Below are 18599 nucleotides of genomic sequence, written 5' to 3'. Positions count from 1 at the left end.
CTTTTTCTATAAAACTACTCTTCCGAAACGTCCATCAAATAAATCCCTCTTGTAAATCCGCCGCGCTCTTCTTCTTTTTTCTTACGAAGACGCTCTATATCTTCAATTGTTGCACCTTCTGCGCGAGCTAATGAAATAATAACTTCAAGTGCATCTGCAAGTGAATCTAGCGCATGTTCACGCTCTTTCATTGAAGCAAATTCACGAATTTCTTCTGTACCAATTTTCGCTAATGCTTGTATGTAAGCTTGTCCTGTTAATTTTTGTGCTGTATATGTTTTTCCAGACATTAAAATTTTCTCCGGGACACGGTCTCTTACTAATTTGTTATAAGTTGACATCACTGTTCCTCCTATTTTTAATAACACCCAAGCTCTGCCTTATAGAAAAACCACTCTTTTTCCACACAAGCACTTAACATATCAATTCCTGATCCGTGCGCCTTTACTACCGGAAAGAAGTAATGCTCTGGTTCTTCTTTCTTATCGCCGTATAAGGTCCCGTACTCATCAGGAATCGCCTCTTTTTTCACATCCCGTTCTTTCTTCACTTCACCAGAGAAAGCAACAGCTGGATGTCCCTCAAAGAATAATGCAGTCCGTACCGCAAGAGATGGTGTACTATGCAAAGCATAATATATAAGTAAAATAATAACGATAACACCGATAATTTTCTTCATTTATTACTCCTAAAAAAGTGCTAACACAATTATACTAAAATGTGTTAGCACTTTCTTCCCTTTATCTCGAATTAACGGGCAGTAAGACTAATAATCCGCGGGGGATAAACAGATCCCCACGGATTAAAGTTTCACTTTATTCCCCTTTAAATGCTGGTAAACGTTTTTCTAGAAAAGCAGCAATACCTTCTTTATGGTCCGCTGTTTGTCTCATCGCATATTGACCACGCTTTTCGAGCTGAAGCGTTTGTTCTAAATTAGAACGATTTACTTCACATAAAATTTGTTTCGTTTGAATCATTGCCTTGATTGGTTTTTGTAACCATTCATTAATTTTTTGCTTCACAGCCGTTTGGAAATCCTCACCGATTACTTCGTCAATTAAACCGATATCTAGCGCTTCTGTCGCTGATAATTTCTTCCCTTCCCAAATGATTTTCTTCGTCATATTTTCACCGACGCGCTTTTGAAGGAAGAAATGGCCACCACCATCTGGAATTAAAGCGATTCCAATAAAGTTCATCGCAATAACTGATGATATATCTGCCATGACATAATCAGCCGTTAATGCGATACTTAATCCAAGTCCAGCAGTCGGCCCATGAATTGCACTAATAACAAGCTTCGGCATCGTATATAACGTCACAACGATTTCAGAAATTGTATTCATGATGCCTTCAAACTTACTTTCATCATTACTTGAAAGCATTGATTTAATATCTCCACCCGCAGAAAAACCACGGCCACTTCCACACAACACAACAACGTGAACAGAACTTTCCGCCACTTCTTTCAACTTTTGTAATAACTCTTTTAACGTTGGTTCATCTAATGCATTTAAAACCTCTGGACGATTAACCATAACCGTTGCTACGCGCCCTTCATATTTCACAACAACAGATTCTGTTTTACTTGTTACTTCCATTATATATACCCCTCTTTTCAACATAAAGATTATACTTATATAATTATAGAAAGTATGTTAAAAATCCTTCTTTTTTCTTAATTTTCTGTCTAATATCCTCATAATTTGTATATATCTCCGTATAAAACATACAATTTCGTTAAAAAATATAGAAATTAAAGTCGGTTTATCCATGCTTTTCATCTATTTACCATTACAATGAAATGGTGTATTCTTAAGTTTGATTCAAAAAAACAAATATTGAAATTCATTCGCCTTATTATGTAAATAAGGCTTTTATCCCCATCTCTTGGGTATTGAACTAAAGGAATGAAGAAATGGAGGAATATATGGTTAATAAGTTGAAACAAACGGATAACTACTTCCCGCATTTCCTATTGCTATTCATTGTGTTTCAACCAATTTTAGATTTATTAACGTCTTTTTCAATCTATGTATTACACATGAGCGCAACAGTTGGAATCGTAGTCCGTTTCGCCTTTATGCTTCTTGCATTAGGTTATCTACTTCTTCATAGAAAACAACATGGGGCGAAAAAGTACATTCTCTATTTATGCCTACTCGGGATCGTACTAGCAATTGGTCTTGTAAATAATATGATGATTAAATCTCCAGTTTCATTTGGCGAAGAAGTGAAATTTATTTTAAAGAGCATATATCCAATTGTGCTACTGTTTGGATATATTATCGCCTTTAAAGAGTTAAAAAATAAAGAATATGCATTTCATAAAATCATTACATATTTCTTATATACAACTTTAATTTTAAGCATCACACTGATTGTTGCGATGCAAACTAGTACAGATTTCCCAAGCTACCCTCACTCAAAGATTGGTTCAAGAGGTTGGTTCTTTGCTGGGAATGATTTAAGTTCTATTTTTGCAATTATGTTCCCAATCGTAGTGTTATATTCGATTCATAAAACAACTTCTTTCTCGAAAATCTATTACTGGATTCCAACAATACTCGCGATGTATGCAAGTATTATGGTCGGAACTAAAGTAGGATATGGTGCAATTGTTCTAACGCTTGGCGTGGCACTTTTATTCTCATTCATTGAATATATGGTTCATCGCAAAAAAGAAGGAAAAGGATTCACATATCTCGTAAATACAGTTGTTGCCGCTATTATACTAGGAGGTTTAATTGCCCTTACACCGCATACTCCTATCGCAAAAAATATGGGCATCCACATGCAAATATACGAATACAAAAAATCAGTACAAGAAGAAAAGGATAGAAAAGAAGGAAAAATAATTAAAGAAGATCCTGACGCAGAGAAAAAACATGCAAAAGGTGAACTAACAGACTCTGAGGTCAAAAGTTTAATTTACAGTGATCGCGATAAGTTTTTAAAAGTATACAAACAATACTATAAAGACGCACCACTATCACAAAAATTATTCGGAATGGGCTATGCTGGTAACTATACGGTTAAAATTAAATTAATCGAAATGGACTTCCATGACATATTCTTTGCATTCGGAATCATCGGTTCTCTTATTTACTTCATACCATTCCTTTACTTCGGTATTAAATTATTACTCAGCATCATAACAAACTTTAAGAAAATATTAACTGTGAAATATATGCTACTAGCTAGTGCCGTTATACTATCACTTGGAATTGCCTTTATGTCCGGTCACGTACTAACAGCGCCGGCCGTTAGTATTTTCTTCGTTGTTATACTCGCTTACTTAATTGTTGATTTAGAGGTAGAATAAAGTGAAGCAGCCATCAGATCTCGGTGGCTGCTTCATTTTGGTATACAGTCTACTCGGCAAAGAATAGACCACATTTATGATCTATTTTTTATTGAAAAGACGCCTGAATCCCCTCCAACACCTCATCAATATTATCCTTCGTAATAACAATGCCGAAGTCTTTCGGGACGTTGCTATCTTCCTCATTTACAACTTTATGCGCAATCAACTTTCCAACTTCCGGTCTGAAATGATGCCCATCCATATAGTTATCTAAATTCGTTGTAACGGAATTAAGATACATGAAATGGTGCACTTCTCCAAATACATCTACAGCGTCATGAAGCCATTTTTTATAATCTTCCCATCGCCCTGATTGAATCATCGTACGGAACAGAGGCTCTGAAACAGGCGTTGTAAAAATATAAAACTTCGTGTTCGGATTATGAGCCTTTACTGTTCCTAATATTTCTTTCATATTTTGATACTCATAATTCCCGCCGTAAATCTCTTTACTAAACTTATCTACTTGCGCCGCTATTTGCGCATCACGTTCTTCTTTCGTATAATCGCGCATCGATTTTATATTCTCTCGATTGTACCGGTCAAGATTCGTAATATGATGGGTGGAATTTGCAATTGTATTCTTTGAATAAGTAATCCCGTCCATACTTATATACGATTTAATCGGATACAATAAACTTTGCGCCTGATTAATATACGCTTCTGGTTTATCAAAACCAATTTCCCTATTTTTGTTCGTTCCAAGGAAATCTAAACCAAGTACAATAGACTCGAGTCCACTACCTTTTTGTTCTTTTGCATATTCAATATATGCATCATACTCACGCGGATCTGTACTGCTTACCGCATAATTAAATGCGTTTAACCCGGTGAAGTCATTCTCGTTAATAAAAGTCGTTCTACTACTTCCAAGTATAACTCCATCATATGTAAACGGACGGTACGTTATATAATTTGTTTTCTGTTGTCTCTCGTTAAACCCGTACTGAACATCATTCCACTTATTTTTATGCGGGAATAACCAAAGTGAATCTATATAGCTATTAAATATCCCGACACCTGCCAGAGGAACAAAAACACATACAAAAACGAAAATAAGCCAATGTTTGTTTTTCATATTCTCCACCTAGAAATTAAAGTATAAAAACTCACTAATACTCGTTAAATGTAACACGCTATATACGAGCAATACTGCAGTAAATAAAGCAGTCCATACATTCGGACGGAATGAATCCTTTAACTGAATTGAATTTTTTAAGAAGAAACTAATACATAACGCTCCGAAAATATACGCTACCATTTTTGGATTTAATAAAGAGACATGGTACCCTTCACTAAATGAAACACCGTACTCTTTTAAAAATTGCAGCTTCTCTATTATAAATGCCGGGAATACGCTATTTGCTAATTCGATTCCATTTAGTCCGAACATTCCTTTTAACACTTTCACCGCATCATGCATCGATGTTGCCCTAAAGAATACCCACGTTATATTAATGAAGAAAAACGTAACGAACCAACCAGCAAAGGCTGGCATGCGCCCTCCTGCTTTACTCCATAAGCGATGAATAACAGAAGCCAAACCGTGCAAGAATCCCCAAAAAACAAATGTCCAACCAGCTCCATGCCAAAGTCCACTTATTAAAAATACAATCATAATATTTACGTATGTACGCGTAATTCCTTTTCGATTTCCTCCTAGAGAAATGTATACGTACTTCGTTAAAAACTGGCTAAGCGTCATATGCCAACGATGCCAAAAATCTTGTATATTCACTGCTTTATACGGTGAATTAAAATTTTGAGGTAATTTAATATTAAACATTAAAGCGATTCCAATTGCCATATCACTATATCCACTAAAATCAAAATACAATTGGAACGTAAAAGCTAACGACGAAAGCCATGCTTCGACAAATGTTAATGATTGCTGCACATCAAACCCTTCATGTACAAGGGGTGATAATACATCTGCAATACCTACCTTTTTGAAAATACCAACTGCAAATACAAATATACCAAGAACAATATACTTCGATTGCCAGCGCTTTTTGCTACTATCCGCAAACTGCGGCATAATTTGTGCATGATGTACAATCGGCCCTGCAATAAGCTGCGGGAAAAACGTTACAAACAATGCGTAATCAAGAAAATGACATGCCTTCGTTTCCCCGCGATACGTATCTACTAAAAATGCAATCTTTTGAAACGTATAGAAACTAATCGCGAGCGGTAACGTTAATGATAATAATGTAAAATGAGTTCCAATTAATGCATTAACATTTTGCAAGAAAAAATCATAATACTTGAAATAACTAAGCATTCCTATATTAAATATTAACCCTACCGTTAAAAGAAGTTTACTCTTATGTTTTACGAGCCTCATTCCGATAAAGTAGTTCACAATGAGCGACACTAACATAAGCGGTAAATATTTCACATTCCAATAACTATAGAAAAATAAAGAGGCCGCAACGAGCCAAGCTTTCGCTAATGTAGCATGTCCAAATTTATTTAATAGAAAATATAAAAGAAATGCTATCGGTAAAAATAAAAAAATAAACTCAAATGAGTTAAATAACACACCATCTCTTCCCTTCTAAACAAATCACAACTTATTCATCTTATCTTATCCAAATAGTGAGTGTCAAAAGGATTCCGCTCCCCTTTTCTTCTATTATATAGGATAATCATTTCAATCGAATTATTAACATGATAAAATATTAAAGGCACTTTTATTTAAAAGAATATATAATAAAAATGTCGGTTTTTTGCACGAAATGTATTTTGAAAAAAGTGAGGAGAGTCCTTTGGTATTTAGTAGTTCTGTTTTCTTATTTATCTTTTTACCTCTCGTATTATTTTTCTATTTTATAGTGCGTGCCGAGCTACGTAATTTCGTATTACTTGCATTTAGTTTAATTTTCTATGCATGGGGAGAACCACGATTCGTCCTCTTAATGCTCTTTTCTATTCTTTTAAACTACTGCTTCGGCCTACTCGTGCATCATTATGATAAACGAAAAAATATGAAAGTCACATTTTTAATTATGGCTGTGGTCGGAAATATTTTATTACTTTCTTATTTTAAATATATTTCCTTTTTCACAGATATTTTGAATCAAACTTTACATTTATCTATTCATGTGGAACCTATTCCACTACCAATTGGAATTTCATTCTATACGTTCCAAGCGATGTCATACGTCATCGATATATACCGTAAAGATGGCGAAGTTCAAAAGAATCCACTTAACTTAGCACTATATATATCAATTTTCCCGCAGCTTATTGCCGGACCAATCGTTCGTTACAATATCGTTGCTGATCAAATTAAAACGCGCATCCATTCTTTTGAACGATTTACAGAAGGTCTCCAAATTTTCATTCTAGGACTAGCGAAAAAAATGTTAATCGCCAATCAAGTTGGATTTGTCGCAGATAAAATCTTTGCCTTACCACCGTCTGAAATGAGCGCTGGAACGGCTTGGATTGGTATTATTGCCTATACACTTCAAATCTATTTCGATTTCTCAGGATACTCTGATATGGCAATTGGACTTGGAAAAATGTTCGGATTTGATTTCCCGAAAAACTTCAATTATCCGTACATCTCAAAATCCATTTCAGAATTTTGGAGAAGATGGCACATTACACTAGGCTCTTGGTTCCGCGACTATATATACATTCCGCTCGGCGGAAATCGTGTTTCCAAACTAGCAAACTACCGTAACCTCTTCATCGTATGGGGATTAACCGGTTTATGGCACGGAGCAAGCTGGACATTTATCGCCTGGGGATTATATTACGGCTTTATTATCTCGATTGAAAAAGCTGGATTCGAGAAAATATTAAATAAGCTATGGAAGCCGCTGCAACATGCATATGTACTAATCATCGTTATGATCGGTTGGGTCTTCTTCCGAGCTGATAACTTCGCATACTCGTTCCAATATTTAAAAGCGATGTTTGGCATAGAGAGACAATCTTTCATCGATGACAACACCATGCTATATATACATGAATACATTATCATATTTATCATTGCCTTTATCGCAGCGACACCAATTTTGAAACGTGTTAAAAACATATTAGAACTTGCACCCAAAACGTATATATTCACGATGCAAGTTGTACGTCCTATATTATTACTAACATTATTTATGGTTTCGATTATGTATTTAATTAATTCGACGTATAATCCATTTATTTACTTCAGGTTTTAACTTATCCCGCTATTTTCCGGGCAGTAAGACCCCCACCTCAAAATTCAGCGAAAGCAAAGAAGTTAGGTGGGGGGCGGGCTGCCTGTAAAAGCCCGATTGGTTAAGGCTGATAATCAGTGGGGATGAACAAAAACCCCCCCACTAATTAAAGTTTCACTTTATGTAGGAAGGAAAAGTTATTATGAAAAAATTGGGGAACATCGTCCTATTTATCGGTTTTCTCACCATTATCTTTTCATTTGGCATATTATCGCTTCTCAAAACTGACCGAGCAGTTTCGCCCGTTGAAAATCGTCCGCTCGCTCAAAAACCAGCTCTTACAAAAGAAGCTGCCTTAAATGGTAGTTTCTTTAAAGACTTTGAGACATATACAAACGATCAATTAATCGGAAGAGATGATCTCATAAAAAATTATACACTTACCCAAATTAAAATGGGCAAGTCTCTCATTAACGATATTATTCTAACAGATGATAAATGGCTTCTAAAAAACCCTGCTTGGGCTACAAAATATAATGAGATTGACCAAGCTATGCCAGCTGTAAACGACTTATCTCAGTTTTTAAAAGAACAAAATATTGAGTTTTACTTTGCTTTACCACCGTCCAAAACGAATGCTTTATCATTTAAATTACCTTCTCATATTCACACATATGCACAGGAAAATTTAAATTACTTTCTAAATAAACTTCCTGCAGACGTAAAGCCAATTAAACTCATGGATTATTTTAAGAAAAACTATACAAATGAAGAAATACAAAGTATGTACTTTAAAACAGACCATCACTGGAATATGGATGGTGCCTTCTTAGGCTATCAATATATAATGAACACAATCGCGCAACAATCTTCTATATATAAAGGAAAAGAAATAAAAAAAGAAGATTACACTCGTACGTGTGCTCCAAATAAACATCTAGTCGGAAGCTTTAACAACCAGCTTTACCAACTGATCGATGCGACTGGAGAAAAACTATGCTACTACACACCGAAAGACGGTTTCAACTTTACGAGCGTAGCTGCAAAAGATGTAAATGGCACAGTATATCGCACATTAGATGAACTATACGGCGTAGAAAAACAAAAAGACACCATATCATACGCAGGCTATTACACAAACGACTATCCAGAAATCGTTATCGAAAACAACAATGCACCAAATGATGTACGAGCTTTAGTCCTAAAAGACTCATTCGCAAACGCAATCGTGCCTCACTTAGCACAAAGCTTCAAACACACATCTATCCTCGACCTTCGTCACTATCACGAAAAGGATGTATATCAATACATTAAAGACAACAATATTAACATGGTATTGTTTGTGTATAGTGATTCGAATTTGAGTGGTGATATGTTTAAGTTTAAACAATAAAAGAAGCCTCTTGTAAATTTACAAGAGGCTTCTTTATATTATTTCCGCTATTTGCCGGCAGTAACAACTTAAACCATTATAGATTTCGACATTGTTATTATTTCACTTGTACCTTCTCTTTTTTAATCACTACCTTCAAATACAAAAAGGAGAAAGAGATAGGAAATTTCCCTCTATCTCTTTTTATTTAATGACAACGTACTAAATAAAAAGAGGAATGGCCTCTAATCCTAAGATTCCATTCCTCTTTTTATAGACTCTTTTGCATGTAAGTCATTAATAATATATTTGGACGCTATGGAAATTTGCTCTCGCAATTCCTCTACTCTTTGTCCTAACGTTTCCTGTACATATTCTGTCTGCTCTAATTGTTTAATCGCCATACTGTGTAATGTTTCTGTCGTCCAGCCTCCATCCACATTCCCAATAATCGACTGATTTACTTGTTGTAAAAACGAATCAATCTTCGGATCATATGAAATTCCAATCATAGGCGTGTTTGCAACTGCCGATAATATAAGAGCATGTAGTCTCATCCCTATTAAAAGAGAGCACTCTGATAAAATAGAGATTTTCTCGTGAATATCCATTTTATAAGGGAGCATGTGCGCTTCTTCTCCCATCAAATTAATGATATCCCTTGATGCATTTTGATCAAATGGTCCATGCATCGGTACAAATAAAATATGGTATCCCTCTTGCTTAAGCTTTTTAAGCGTATCTGCTAACTTCTTCATATAATCTTCTTTTGCATCCCAGTACCTTACACTAACCGCAACGACTTTTCCTTGCAGCGAATGTTTTTGAAGCCAATCGGATTTCTTTTCTTCTGGCTGACAAGCTAATACTGGATCTGGAACAAGTTCAATGTCTTTCTTAATACCAATTTCTTTTAAGTACAAAAAAGAGTCTTCATCACGTACTGATATATATTCAGCCTTTGATACATGCCATTTCACTAATAAACGATTTTGCTTCTTCGTAATAGGTCCGATTCCTTGGGCGTAAATATAATACGGCTTTTTCAAAAAACGAGCAAGCCGCATAATACCTGTATAATATAGAATACTCTTAATACTCGTCTTATCTTGTAAGAGACTTCCGCCTCCGCTAATTAAACCATTACTTCTCTTTATTTCTCGGTAAATCGCTCTTATATCCCAGCGGTTTACTGCTTCTACACCGTACATTTTCCTTGTATAGTTGGGGTCATTTGAAAGTACAACAAGCTCAAGAGTAGGATCCTCTTCATGTAGCGCTTTAATAATTGATTGCAAAATTGCTTCGTCCCCAACATTATAAAAACCATAATATCCTGATAAAACTAACCGCACTCTTAATCTCCTCCAACATTTCGCAATCAACTCTTTTTGTAATTAAACAAATTGTTATCCATTCCTTTCCGAGAAAGGCTTGATAACTTCAAATTGATTTCTTTCACAAACATCTAACAAGTCATACCTATTTATAATATTGTTCATTTTCTATAATAAACGATTTTATTTACGTAAAAATGGAATTTGTTCTTTCGATATCCAGTTTAGTTTAAGTGCACATATGCCATATAACACTGAAGCTATACTTAGCGCTACAGCACTATATATCATTGCTAAAATCCTGGAATCTGTCACATTGATTAATGTGGACACAAAGTATAATACTATACCTAAAATACTAGATACTCCAATCACAGCTAAAAATTTCCCTATAGCTATTGAATAGGAAAGATCTTTTCTAATATAAATATGATTTGCGATACAAATCATTATATAAATAATTAGAGTACTATACGCTGCTCCATTTATACCGAATTGGTTTACTAGCGCTATATTTAATATAATTTTCACGAAACTTGCACCGATGACAATCCATGCTGCTCGCATCGAACGATTAATCCCTTGCAAGATTCCTATTGATAATACCATAAGTGATGTGAAATACGAGCTACCAATTAAAATAGCTAACATGCCACTTCCTTTTGTATCTGTAAATAATGCAACATTAAGCGGTATTGCAAGCGCCATAAGCCATATCGTTATCGGCATTGTTAAAACGTGCGCAAATTCATTTGTACGTTTTACCGTCAGTTTAGCTAAAGCTATATCTTTTTTTGTTAAAGCAGCTGTTAATAATGGAATTAGCGGAAATACTATCGCACTTGCAAATACAACAATTAATTGCGTAAATGCAAAACCACGGCTATATATACCAAATTGTTCCTGAATCGTTGTAGAAGATTCATGTAATACATGTGGAATTGTTACAGAATCAACTAAATTTAAAACAGGCATCGATAACGCTCCAATTGCAATTGGAATTGAAACGCGGAGTATGTTTTTTGCGTTTGTCTTAAAATCTTGTAATGAATATGTTTCGCTCTTATAGCGATACGTGCTTTTTACATATTTCATTCGCAAATATATGAGTGACGTAATAACACCAAAACAAGAACCGATCATCGCTCCGCCTGTTATGATATCACTACCTTTATTCCAATATACAAATATATAAGCAATTGTTAGCATAAAGAATACGCGAATCAACTGTTCAATTACTTGCGATACACCAGTAGGTATCATATCTCCAAACCCTTGGAAATATCCACGGTACACTGCCATATATGGTGCAATTAATAAAGCAAACGAAGTAACAATTAATGCTAGCCTCGTCTCTTGCCCACCAAGCATATTTGCAATGCTACTCGATCCAATGATAATAATTAAAAATCCGAGCACCCCAAATATAACACCGATAATAGATGCTGACGTAAACAATTTAGCTATTCCGTCACGATCATTCTTTTCATGAAGATCAGCTATTAACTGGGATATTGCTAGCGGAACCCCCGCTACTGATAAAGTTAAGGCTATCATATATACAGGAAAAACGAGACGAAAAATCCCAAGCACTTCATCTCCCGCTATATTTTGCAATGGAATTTGAAAAAAACTCCCCACCACTTTCGATAGGAACGTTGTAATGGTTAAAATTGCAGCGCCTTTTACAAACTTTTTATTCATCTTCTATCTCTTTTCTTTCAAATATGATCTAAATAAATATCAAGTCAGTATTCTTGCTTAATCTAGAGAAACTTCACTCTATTTCATTTAGTTATCATACCAAATTTCTTATATATTGAATACTCTCGTTCCAAATATAATATGTACAAAATAAGATTATTTCCATCCTGTTTTCCCTTTAATTTACTACTTTTACTTATTCAAGATAAACCTGTAATATAATGTAGCTCTTGTCAGTAAGAGGAGGGTTTACAACATGCTAAATTTAGTAAAAAATTATCAAATTTTCCTTTCTTTAGAAAACGAGATACTAAAGCGCTTTGCATACGAAGAAGTTGAGAAAGTCGAAAAATCAGACGAAATAGGGCTTATTCAACCATCTTAAGTTTATGATTTCGTTAACCGTACACAATTAATTTGTGAAGGTAGCCATTTCTCAACGCGTGAATATAATTTGAAGTTAGATGGTGTAATTGATGCTCAACGGATTTACAACATCCAGATATAAGAGTTTCTCACATAAACAACACATATCCAAATAAAAAGAGCCCTCACATTTTACAATACAGTTCATGTGAAGGTTCCTATTCCTATATTGTCTCAGCTTTCAAAAACTGCAGTTTCTCTTTTTGCTCATCATTCGCCATCATTACTATCGTCTTTTCAACATGCGGATGTACATGTTCAAGTGTCACACGCACTCCTGCTTTATCCGATTGCTCAACAAAGTTTAATAACGCCATAGCTCCCGATACATCCATATAACGTACATCTTTCATACGCAAACTAACTGGTGACTTCACATCTTGTAAAGAAGCAAAAATACGATCTACTGATAGAAATGAAAGTGGTCCCTGAATCGTATACGTCGCTTCTTTTTCTTTTATAATAGAAGCTTTACGTTCTTTACACTTCACCATGTATATAATGAAGGAAAGAATAATGCCAAACGCAACAGCAACCATTAAATCGAATTTCACTGTCACAACCATCGTCACGAACATAACAATCACATCACCTCTTGGTGCTACATGTGCTTTCTTCATGCTTTCCCAATCAAACATCCCTATGCCAGTTAAAATTAAAATACCTGATAATACAGCAAGCGGAATATATTGTACCACTGAACCCAGTCCCATAATGAAAATAAATAATATGACACTATGCATACAAGCCGACAGTGCCGTCTTCCCCCCGCTTCTTATATTGACGATAGATCTAACAGTTGCACCTGCTCCTGCTAATCCACCGAACAAACCACTCGCAATATTGCCAATACCTTGTCCGATTAACTCTTTATTACTTTTATGACGTGTCCCCGTCACATTATCCATTACGACAGACGTTAATAACGAGTCAATTGATCCTAGTAAAGCAATACTAAGTGCTGGTAATACAAGTGCTAACATGCCATTTGCGTCTAAATTCGGTACGTGAAGAGATGGCATCGCCTCTGGAATTGCACCTATTTTTTCAATCATCTTATTTAAAGAAAGAGTTCCTACAACTGGTAAGTTGACCGTAATTCCTTGTAGCATAGAAGAAAATAACGGCAACGTTACTGTAACACCTACTAATGCTACTAAACTTGATGGAATGGCCTTAATCCATTTTCCAGAAACAATCATTACAATGATCGTTAATAACACAAGCAGAAAGCTATTTTGTACGTGCTTCATTTCACCTAAAATAATAATCAGTGCAATCCCATTCATAAACCCTGAAACAACAGGATACGGAATGTAACGAACGTAAGAGCCGAGCTTACATACACCAAATAAAATTTGAAATAACCCCGCCATCATAAATGCAATAAAACTTGCTTCTAATCCGTGAGTTGCAATAACGCCTGTTGCAATAACTGTAATCGGCCCAGTAGGACCCGTTACTTGCCCCGGTGTACCGCCAAATAACGCCGCAAACAAACCTGCAAAAATTGCACCATACAATCCGACCAGTGCTCCCTCAGACGTTCCCGTTGCAGCAATACCAAATGCAATCGCTAGCGGCAAGGCAACAATCGCAACAGTAAACCCTGCTAAACATTCCTTTGCTATTTTTTGAAACATATAAATAACCACCTTCTTATAAAGTCCATGTTCCATTGTACATCTAAAACAAATCATTCGTTAGCGTATTTCTAAAAAACTCTTTACAGTCTCGTGAAGTAAACGTCTACATTTACAAATAGCCTTCCAAAGTCAAACTAAAAAACAGCAATATGACGAATCTACCTTTGGAAACAAACTTGACTATGCTATAATGAACAAATTAAATCTTTTACTATATACTTGGAGGCACTATGCTAACTTTTGAAGAAAAATTATCAATTATTGAATCTTTCCCGGAATTAGAAAGAAAGAACGTATCATTAAAACGCGTAAACTTTCACTTTGAAGAAAGTCGTTTAGATAAAAAGAACGTTGTATATCATTTACACCCAAACGGAAACGGATTTGTATATGCATACTTCATTAAAGGTTATAAAACAGATGCTAAAGGTATGATTAACATCCGTGAGTTTTCAGAAGAAGAACTGCGTTCATTAATTGAAAAAGTAATTGAACGTCTATCACAGGAGCCAGAGGAAATTATAGCACCAATGGAACCTGCTGCCGAAGAGGAATGGCGTAACGAAGACGGTCATATCCTAACTCTTATTCAAGAGGATGACATGTGGAATGTTTACGCTGGCGTAAACTTAGACGGTACATTCAACTCTTATCCAGAAGCTGCGGAATACCTTGATGAAGAAGGTTTCTCACGCAAGTAATAAAAATGCCTTTCCAAATTTGGAAAGGCATTTTTTCATTATTTTTTCATACCTTTTAACGACTCTCTCAGCACAAATTTTTGCAACTTCCCGCTCGCATTACGAGGAAGTTCATCTACAAATAAGTAATGACGCGGACGTTTATAGTCGGCTAATTCATCACTTTCTTTGCAATACATTTCTAAATCAGCTTCTGAAATATTTTTATCTTTCTTTACAACGACCGCAACGACACGCTCTCCCCATAGTTCATCTGGCTCACCAAGTACTGCAACATCTAATACACCAGGATGACTATGAAGGAAATCTTCAATTTCACGTGGATAAATATTAACGCCTCCGCTAATTACCATATCATCCACACGATCTGCGACGAATAAATAGCCATCTTTATCGAAATAACCTAAATCACCCGAGTGATACCATCCTTTATACATCGATTTTGCATTTGCTTCTTCTCGGTTATGATAACCAGCCATCATAGTTGGACCGCGCAAAATAATCTCCCCAACTTCATAAGGAGGCAATACATCATCTGGCTCTGCTGGTGCATCTTCGTTCGGTTTAACAATTCGAATTTCATGGCTAAAGCACGGCGTTCCTGCTGAACCAGCTTTCGTAATTTGATCCTCTTCTACGAGAAACGCAACAACTGGTCCCATTTCTGTCATTCCGTAAATTTGAACAAGATCAATATAAAGGCGCTCTTTACATTCCTTCACTAGCGCCGGTGCCATTGCAGCTCCACCGTATACACCGATTTTCATTGAAGTTAAATCATACTTAGTTAGATCTTTTTGCAGTAACATATTCCACATCGTCGGTGCTGCAAAAAACGTCGTAATCTTCTCTTCTTGAATGGTATGTAATACTCTATCCGTATCAAAATGATGTAAAATAACATTCTTTCCGCCAACTTGAATGCGCGGTATGATTCCAGCATTTAACTCGCCGCAATGATATAAAGGTGCTACCACAAGCCCGGCGCTATCCCTGTTATATTTTATGAAATACGTACAAATCATACTATGCTCAGCCATATCACGATGACGATGTAGTACGCCTTTCGGATGACCAGTCGTTCCGCTCGTATAAAGCATAGAACAAAAATCCATTTCATCGACTACAATATCTACTTTTTCAGCTGATGCTTCATTTACTTTTTCATGGTAAGAACTAGCATAGGAAGGTGCATCGTCTTCCACGTACCAAAAAGACGAATTTGGAAAATCTCGTTCAATCATAGCAACTGTTGATTCGACTGCTTTTTCAAAGACAACTACTTTCGAGGCTGCATCTTGGAGGATATACGATAGTTCTTTTGCTTTTAAGCGGAAATTAATTGGATTGAAGATCGCGCCAATTTTCGCACAGGCTAAGTAAACGTTTACAAATTCACGACAGTTATATAGGTAAACAGATACACAATCTCCCTTTCTTACTCCTTCTTTCAATAGAGCTTGCGCCGTTTTATTTATTTGCTCATCCCACTGTTTATATGTCCAACGAATATTTTTTTCTGGTTCTACTAACGCCTCTTTATTCGGATATTTGCCAACTGTCAAATCAAAAATTCTCCCTATCGTCATGTACATGCCAACAATTTCCCCCTTTTCTCTTTCATAAATCTATCATTTCGTCTATAAGTAGACATTGTCCTCTAATAATATGACTAATTTTTCTGATTATTATCGACATAGTTTTACAAATGGACCGTTTGATGGTAAATGAAATTATATCGGCGATTTTTTGAATATATCGAACGCAACCAAATTTATATCAGCTATTTTTCGAATATATCGACTTACCGACAAAAACTGACAATATAAAAAGAGGCTGTTCCAAATCGGAACAACCCCCTTCTTCTTACACGAATAGCTCTTCTAAAATTTTCAGTTTATCTTCTGTATATTTCACGAAGCCATCGTTATATGATTTTGGATCTTTCGGATTCGCAAAATGTGTAATTGCTCCTGTTTGTGGGTGAACAAATTTACTTGATGCCCCGCAACCAAGTCCGATAATCGATTGTACTTCTTCCATAATAACAATATTGTAGATACTTTCTTGCGTCGGTATTGCATACCCAACGTTTTCTAAGTTACCTAAAATATTCTTTTGACGATATAAATAGTATGGTACGTAATTATGGTTCTTCGTCCACGCTTCCGCCTCATGCATCATCGCAGTAATTTCTTCGCGACCTGCTACTTTATATTTACGTTTGTTTTGCGTCATTTCAGAAGCACGTTTAAATGATAACGTATGAACTGTTAACGATTCTGGCATTAACTTTTCTGTTTCATCTAACGTATGCTTGAAGATGTCTAATCCTTCACCAGGAAGACCAATAATTAAATCCATATTAATATTGTTCATTCCCATTTCACGTGCTAAATGATACTTCTCAATCGTTTCTTCTACAGTGTGATGACGTCCAATTGCCTTTAGTGTCTCTTGATGGTATGACTGCGGATTAATACTAATACGGTCAATGTTCCATTTATTTAACACTTCTAGCTTTGCTGGTGTGATTGTATCTGGGCGACCTGCCTCAACTGTTACTTCACGTACATCTTTCACATCAGGGAAAGCTTGGTACATTTCTTCATACAACATATCCATCTCTTCTGCTGTAATACTCGTCGGTGTACCGCCGCCGTAATAAATCGTCGTAACTGTAACACCTTTTTCTTTTAAAAACTTACCAATTTCACGAACTTCATAATGTAACCCGCCTAAGAACGAATCAACTGATCCTTGGCGTCCGTTAATTGCATAAGCCGGGAACGTACAGTACGCACATTTTGTAGGACAAAACGGAATACCGATGTAAATACTTACTTCTTCTTTCAAACGGTATAAATCCGGAACAACCGCTAATTGGCAATCAACAATACGCTGAAGAAGTTCAATTTTCTCTTCATGAATTAAATAACTTTCACGAAGTTCTTTATGCGCTTCTTCTTTTGACATACCATTTTGAAGCAGCTTGTGAAGAAGTTTCGTTGGGCGTACCCCAGTTAATATTCCCCAGCTCTGTTCAAGTCCAGTTAGCTGTTGAAGTACAGAAAGATATACGTAAGAAACAACATGTTTCACTTGCTTCATACGTTCTTTTTCTTCTGTGAAAGCAGATAAATCTTTTGCGAATGTTTCTTCATATACATTTCCGGTTGCAACATCTGTTAAACGAGCCGATGCTGTCACATTACCTTCTATCTGTATATCAACGATAAGATTTGCTTCTTCTTTCTCAAACCCTATCGTGCTCTCTTCAAAAAATAAACCGCCAATATTTTGTAGCGGACGTAAAAAACGATCATCTTGTAACGTTTTAATTGAAATTAACAACATTATCACCTTTTCATTTGCAAACTCTCTTTAGTTTACTTGAAGGGCGTTTGAAGGTCAATACAGAAGGTTTTACCTTATTTCGTCTATTAAAAACTTAAAGGCATAAGAGATAACATTTCTCTTATGCCTTTTATAAACCTATTAGCTATTTTTAATCATAAATCTTAAACGTATTCCTAATAACACCAGAATTACACCTATAAATGGAAGGTAATCCGTATTATGCCCTGTAGCTGGAAGTTTTTGATTATTAGAACCGCCTTGTTCTTTTTCTGGTAAGTTAGGCTTTTCTACTTCTTCGCCTGGGCTTTCTGTTCCTTCACCTGGCTTTTCTATTCCTTCACCTGATGTTCCTGTTTCCCCACCTGGTTTTTCTATTCCTCCACCTGGTGTTTCTGTTCCTTCACCTGGCTTTTCTGTTCCTTCACCTGGTGTTTCTGTCTCTCCACCTGGTGTTTCTGTCTCTCCACCTGGTGTTTCTGTCTCTCCACCTGGTGTTTCTGTCTCTCCACCTGGTGTT

At 35.9% G+C, this 18599-nt stretch carries 15 protein-coding genes and 1 pseudogene; 5 read left to right on the top strand and 11 right to left on the bottom strand.

The genetic code is table 11. The features are described from left to right. Window positions 1–14: 14 nt before the first annotated feature. The 3 genes from ABH957_RS25295 to ABH957_RS25285 form a co-directional block, all read right to left on the bottom strand. The gene (locus tag ABH957_RS25295) at window positions 15–341 is read right to left on the bottom strand and encodes a nucleoside triphosphate pyrophosphohydrolase (protein WP_000109207.1); all 327 of its coding nucleotides are present in this window, start codon (window positions 339–341) and stop codon (window positions 15–17) included. A gap of 17 nt (window positions 342–358) precedes the next feature. Continuing rightward, complete coding sequence (locus ABH957_RS25290) at window positions 359–679, bottom strand: hypothetical protein (protein WP_404446254.1); 321 nt, start codon at window positions 677–679, stop codon at window positions 359–361. Between the two features lie 136 nt (window positions 680–815). Then, entirely contained in the window at window positions 816–1604 is a 789-nt protein-coding gene (locus tag ABH957_RS25285) for an enoyl-CoA hydratase (protein ID WP_002010905.1), read from the bottom strand. Window positions 1605–1933: 329 nt separating this feature from the next. On the opposite strand from ABH957_RS25285, the gene ABH957_RS25280 reads away from it, so the two are divergent. Next, the gene (locus tag ABH957_RS25280; RefSeq protein ID WP_002186616.1) at window positions 1934–3328 is read left to right on the top strand and encodes an O-antigen ligase family protein; all 1395 of its coding nucleotides are present in this window, start codon (window positions 1934–1936) and stop codon (window positions 3326–3328) included. Window positions 3329–3416: 88 nt separating this feature from the next. Here ABH957_RS25280 and ABH957_RS25275 read toward each other — a convergent pair whose 3' ends face one another. Both ABH957_RS25275 and ABH957_RS25270 read right to left on the bottom strand, forming a co-directional pair. Continuing rightward, a complete protein-coding gene (locus tag ABH957_RS25275) occupies window positions 3417–4448 on the bottom strand; it encodes a hypothetical protein (protein WP_404446247.1) in 1032 nt (343 codons plus the stop codon). Window positions 4449–4457: 9 nt separating this feature from the next. Continuing rightward, window positions 4458–5915: an MBOAT family O-acyltransferase gene (locus tag ABH957_RS25270; protein ID WP_404512462.1), complete on the bottom strand. Its 1458-nt coding sequence runs from the start codon at window positions 5913–5915 to the stop codon at window positions 4458–4460. 226 nt (window positions 5916–6141) lie between these two features. On the opposite strand from ABH957_RS25270, the gene ABH957_RS25265 reads away from it, so the two are divergent. Both ABH957_RS25265 and patB1 read left to right on the top strand, forming a co-directional pair. Continuing rightward, window positions 6142–7557, top strand: a complete 1416-nt coding sequence (locus ABH957_RS25265) for an MBOAT family O-acyltransferase (protein WP_404455555.1) — start codon at window positions 6142–6144, stop codon at window positions 7555–7557. Window positions 7558–7738: 181 nt separating this feature from the next. After that, window positions 7739–8929 carry a secondary cell wall polysaccharide O-acetyltransferase PatB1 gene (gene patB1, locus ABH957_RS25260; RefSeq protein WP_404512460.1) on the top strand — a complete coding sequence of 397 codons (1191 nt, stop codon included), beginning with the start codon at window positions 7739–7741 and terminating at the stop codon, window positions 8927–8929. A 230-nt stretch (window positions 8930–9159) separates the two neighbouring features. On the opposite strand, the gene csaB is transcribed toward patB1, so the two are convergent. Together csaB and ABH957_RS25250 are read right to left on the bottom strand one after the other, a co-directional pair. Continuing rightward, a complete protein-coding gene (csaB, locus tag ABH957_RS25255; protein ID WP_404512458.1) occupies window positions 9160–10263 on the bottom strand; it encodes a polysaccharide pyruvyl transferase CsaB in 1104 nt (367 codons plus the stop codon). A 165-nt stretch (window positions 10264–10428) separates the two neighbouring features. After that, a complete protein-coding gene (locus tag ABH957_RS25250; protein WP_404512456.1) occupies window positions 10429–11949 on the bottom strand; it encodes a putative polysaccharide biosynthesis protein in 1521 nt (506 codons plus the stop codon). Window positions 11950–12229: 280 nt separating this feature from the next. Here ABH957_RS25250 and ABH957_RS25245 point away from each other — a divergent pair. Further along, window positions 12230–12451: pseudogene (locus ABH957_RS25245) on the top strand (hypothetical protein); the annotation flags it as partial. Between the two features lie 88 nt (window positions 12452–12539). On the opposite strand, the gene ABH957_RS25240 reads toward ABH957_RS25245, so the two are convergent. Continuing rightward, window positions 12540–14018, bottom strand: a complete 1479-nt coding sequence (locus ABH957_RS25240; protein WP_002186630.1) for a SulP family inorganic anion transporter — start codon at window positions 14016–14018, stop codon at window positions 12540–12542. A 233-nt stretch (window positions 14019–14251) separates the two neighbouring features. Between ABH957_RS25240 and ABH957_RS25235 the strand changes: the two genes are divergently transcribed. Then, window positions 14252–14722, top strand: coding sequence for a hypothetical protein (locus ABH957_RS25235; protein WP_404446236.1), 471 nt, complete (start codon window positions 14252–14254; stop codon window positions 14720–14722). Between the two features lie 38 nt (window positions 14723–14760). Here ABH957_RS25235 and ABH957_RS25230 read toward each other — a convergent pair whose 3' ends face one another. From ABH957_RS25230 to ABH957_RS25220, 3 genes are all read right to left on the bottom strand, one after another. Further along, window positions 14761–16317, bottom strand: coding sequence for a fatty acid--CoA ligase (locus tag ABH957_RS25230; RefSeq protein ID WP_404512454.1), 1557 nt, complete (start codon window positions 16315–16317; stop codon window positions 14761–14763). Window positions 16318–16588: 271 nt separating this feature from the next. Continuing rightward, complete coding sequence (locus ABH957_RS25225; RefSeq protein ID WP_404512452.1) at window positions 16589–18079, bottom strand: coproporphyrinogen III oxidase; 1491 nt, start codon at window positions 18077–18079, stop codon at window positions 16589–16591. 141 nt (window positions 18080–18220) lie between these two features. Beyond that, window positions 18221–18599, bottom strand: a 379-nt coding sequence (locus tag ABH957_RS25220) for an LPXTG cell wall anchor domain-containing protein (protein ID WP_404512450.1), incomplete at its 5' end; no start/stop codon positions are given.

Origin of the sequence: Bacillus sp. RC242 (genome assembly GCF_044908245.1) — a bacterium.
In the GTDB taxonomy this organism is placed as follows: Bacteria; Bacillota; Bacilli; order Bacillales; family Bacillaceae_G; genus Bacillus_A; species Bacillus_A mycoides.
This window is presented reverse-complemented; position numbering and strand designations above follow the sequence as displayed.